Below are 3,743 nucleotides of genomic sequence, written 5' to 3'. Positions count from 1 at the left end.
CATAGAACCTCGGTCGAAAGACCGAGGTTTTTTTGTTTATGGTTTTTACTTTTTGGTACTTACAACTCCGTCATAAACTGATGGTGAACGAGGTAACGTCACTCAAGTGATCTCGACTAGACCACCCAGACAGCTCTAATACATGAAGCATCAGCTACCAATCATAGAACCTCGGGACGAGTCCCGTTTATCTCCACATCTTATTATCGAAGCGGCCCAATATAAGGCGAAATTCGCTATCTAATTACACATCCGAATAACCACCTTTTTATGATGATAAGTAATTATTCTTTTTTAACGGAATGAAGTGACTGGCATATGTCTTATTCACCATATTCAGGCAAAACTGGCGGTAAACAATCCTCTTATATTGCGTTCGACGGTGTCGGGAACTCGATGTTTGTGCCCGCTATAATGAAATTTGCTGATAAGTGGCTATAAAGCGATAAAAGAAAGCACAAATAGAGAAAAATCCATAGAAACAACGTATTTGAATAAGAATTAATCTATGTCGCAGCATGCGATGTGAATAAATGTACACAAAGTAAACAAAACAGCAGGCTAAGTGTTGTTTCTTTGTAATAAATGCCGCAGCAAAAGGTTAAATGCTCGAAAGATGGTTCATAAAATTAAAAACAAATGGGCAATTGGTTGTTAAAGGTGGGACAAATATCGATAATAGCGACATTATTATTAGCGTTCGATTACTGGCATGACTGAGTATTTATTGCTTCTCATTGGCACGGTTCTAGTCAATAACTTCGTTTTAGTGAAGTTTCTTGGACTTTGCCCTTTTATGGGTGTTTCCAAAAAATTGGAGACAGCTATAGGAATGGGACTCGCAACCACATTTGTTCTTACACTAGCATCCGTATGTGCATATTTGGTTGAAACTTATATTTTGCACCCATTGGGCATCGAGTACCTGAGAACACTCAGTTTCATTTTGGTGATCGCCGTTGTCGTTCAGTTTACTGAAATGGTCGTGCACAAAACCAGCCCAACTCTCTACCGTTTGCTCGGTATATTTTTACCTCTGATCACCACGAACTGTGCGGTTCTCGGGGTAGCGCTGCTTAACATTAACGAACGCCACAACTTCATTGAGTCGATCATTTATGGTTTTGGTGCAGCTGTTGGTTTTTCCTTAGTACTGGTTTTATTTGCTGCAATGCGCGAGCGCATAGCGGCGGCTGATGTTCCTCTACCGTTCAGAGGCGCATCGATAGCGATGGTAACTGCTGGATTGATGTCACTTGCCTTTATGGGCTTCACAGGGCTGGTCAAACTGTGATCGCTGGTATTTTAATCGCTATCGTTGCTCTGGGTGCGCTCGCTGCCCTATTTGGCTTGCTACTGGGGTTTGCCTCTGTCAGATTTAAAGTGGACGCGGATCCGATTGTTGATCAAATCGACTCTGTTTTGCCGCAAACACAATGTGGTCAATGTGGCTACCCCGGTTGTCGTCCTTACGCCGAGGCAATCGCTAACGGTGATGCTATTAATAAATGTCCACCGGGTGGTCAGGCGACTATTGAAAAACTGGCAGACATGATGGGTGTCGAAGCGACGGCACCTGCCAGTGGCGAAGAAGAAGCAGTAAAAACTGTTGCATTCATTATTGAAGATGATTGCATTGGCTGCACAAAGTGTATTCAGGCCTGCCCTGTTGATGCCATCGTTGGTAGCACCAAGGTACTGCACACTGTGATCAAAGAAGAATGTACAGGTTGCGACCTCTGTGTTGCCCCCTGCCCAACTGACTGTATAGAAATGAGACCTGTTGAAACAACCCCAGAGAACTGGAAATGGCAACTCAATCAGATCCCAGTGGTTCAGCTTCCTGCTGATAATAATCAGGGAGTGCAGTACCGATGAATACGTTAGTGCAACAGATTAAAAACGGCCAGGTATGGCAGTTTAGAGGCGGGATCCACCCACCAGAAAATAAACATCAATCAAGCCGCAACAGTGTCCACCCTGTTACTATTCCAGATGAGCTGGTCATTCCGCTCAAGCAGCATATTGGTAGTAAAGGCAAACTGTTAGTGGGTGTCGGTGACAATGTTTTAAAGGGGCAGCCGTTAACCAGCTCTGATTTGATACAAAGCTGCCCTGTTCATGCGCCGACGTCAGGCACCGTTGTTGCCATCGAACAAAGGCCTATTGCACATCCATCAGGACTTTCAGATCAGTGTGTTGTGATCCGTCCTGACCATCAAGATACATGGACAGAGAAACCATCAATTCAGGATTTTCGCGCCATTTCGCCTGAAAGTCTTATTGATCATATCCGGAATATGGGTATCGCCGGCATGGGGGGAGCAGGATTCCCTTCAGCTAGAAAGCTCCAGACAGGTCACGGTCGCACTGAAATTCTTATTATCAACGGCGCAGAGTGCGAACCTTACATCACCGCCGATGATAGGCTGATGCGTGAACATGCACGAGAAATTGCAGAGGGCATAGAAATACTCCAGTACTTGGTGCAACCGCAACTGACTGTAATGGCACTGGAAGATAATAAGCCGGAAGCCGTTGCCGCTCTTGAACAAGCACTGAGCGGAATGGCAGATACCATTGTACAGACGGTACCCACTAAGTACCCTTCAGGTGGTGAAAAGCAGCTTATTAAGTTAATCACTGGCAAAGAGGTACCCAGTGGTGGCATTCCCGCCGCGATTGGCGTGCTGATGCAAAACGTCGGCACCATACATGCAATCAAGCGTGCTGTTGTTGATGGTGAACCATTGATTCAGCGCATCGTGACACTGACAGGTAAAACCCTCAAAGATCAGTCAAACCGCTGGGCACTCTTGGGTACCCCAGTGAGCTATCTCCTAGACCAACATGGCTACAAAGCGGACAAGAAACTTCGGCGTGTGATTATTGGTGGTCCTATGATGGGGTTCACAGCACCGCATGAAGAAATTCCTGTCACCAAGACAACAAACTGTGTCTTGGTGCCAACAAAGAGAGAGATAGCCCCGTCGCAAGGTGAAATGGCGTGTATCCGCTGTAGTGCCTGTGCTGATGCTTGCCCGGTTTCATTGCTGCCTCAGCAATTACAGTGGTACGCGAAAGATCAGGACCACGAAAAGTGTCAGGAATATAACCTGTTTGACTGTATTGAATGCGGTGCTTGTGCTTACGTGTGCCCAAGTGAGATTCCGTTAGTCCAGTACTACCGTCAGGCAAAATCTGAAATACGCAGTCAGAATGCTGAGAAACAAGCTGCTGAGCGAGCTAAGGAACGTTTCGAAGCGAAGAAAGCTCGCTTAGAGCGTGACAAAATGTTGCGTGAAGAAAAACACCGTATTGCAGCTGAAAATCGCCGTAAAGCAATGGAAGAGAAAGGCGGTGACGATGCAATTGCTGCAGCCATTGCAAGAGTAAAAGCGAAAAAGGCAGACAAGCCTGAGGTCAAACCTGCAGTCGCAGCAGCTATTGCAAAAGCCAAAGCTAAGCAGGCTGAAGCCGCCTCTCAGGGTACCAACGAACCTGATAATTCAGAGATGATAAAACTGCGTGAAGAGCGCAAACGCCAAGCCCGCGAGCGAAAAGCCCTGAAAGAGAAGGCGATTGCCGAAAGTGTCAATGCCTCTGACGACAACGAAGAAATGAGCACTCAGAAAAGTGCGGTTTCTGCCGCTATTGCCAGAGCCAAAGCACGCAAGGCCGCTCAGCAGGCAAACGCTGACACAGAAAACAACGAGTCTGAGAAAACAGAAGCGGCTGAAGAC

At 46.4% G+C, this 3,743-nt stretch carries 3 protein-coding genes; all 3 read left to right on the top strand.

Annotation, left to right across the window (positions count from 1 at the left end; all coding sequences use genetic code 11):
- Positions 1 to 712 precede the first annotated feature (712 nt).
- Entirely contained in the window at positions 713 to 1,294 is a 582-nt protein-coding gene (gene rsxA / locus A8L45_RS23180) for an electron transport complex subunit RsxA (RefSeq protein ID WP_068905709.1), read from the top strand.
- Positions 1,294 to 1,878, top strand: a complete 585-nt coding sequence (gene rsxB / locus A8L45_RS23175) for an electron transport complex subunit RsxB (protein WP_068905710.1) — start codon at positions 1,294 to 1,296, stop codon at positions 1,876 to 1,878. Before rsxA ends, rsxB begins: the two co-directional genes overlap by 1 nt.
- Positions 1,875 to 3,743: electron transport complex subunit RsxC (gene rsxC, locus A8L45_RS23170; protein WP_068905708.1), on the top strand; the 1,869-nt coding region annotated here is incomplete at its 3' end. The genes rsxB and rsxC, both read left to right, overlap by 4 nt.

The organism is Veronia pacifica (genome assembly GCF_001707825.1).
Classification (GTDB): Bacteria; Pseudomonadota; Gammaproteobacteria; order Enterobacterales; family Vibrionaceae; genus Veronia; species Veronia pacifica.
This window is presented reverse-complemented; position numbering and strand designations above follow the sequence as displayed.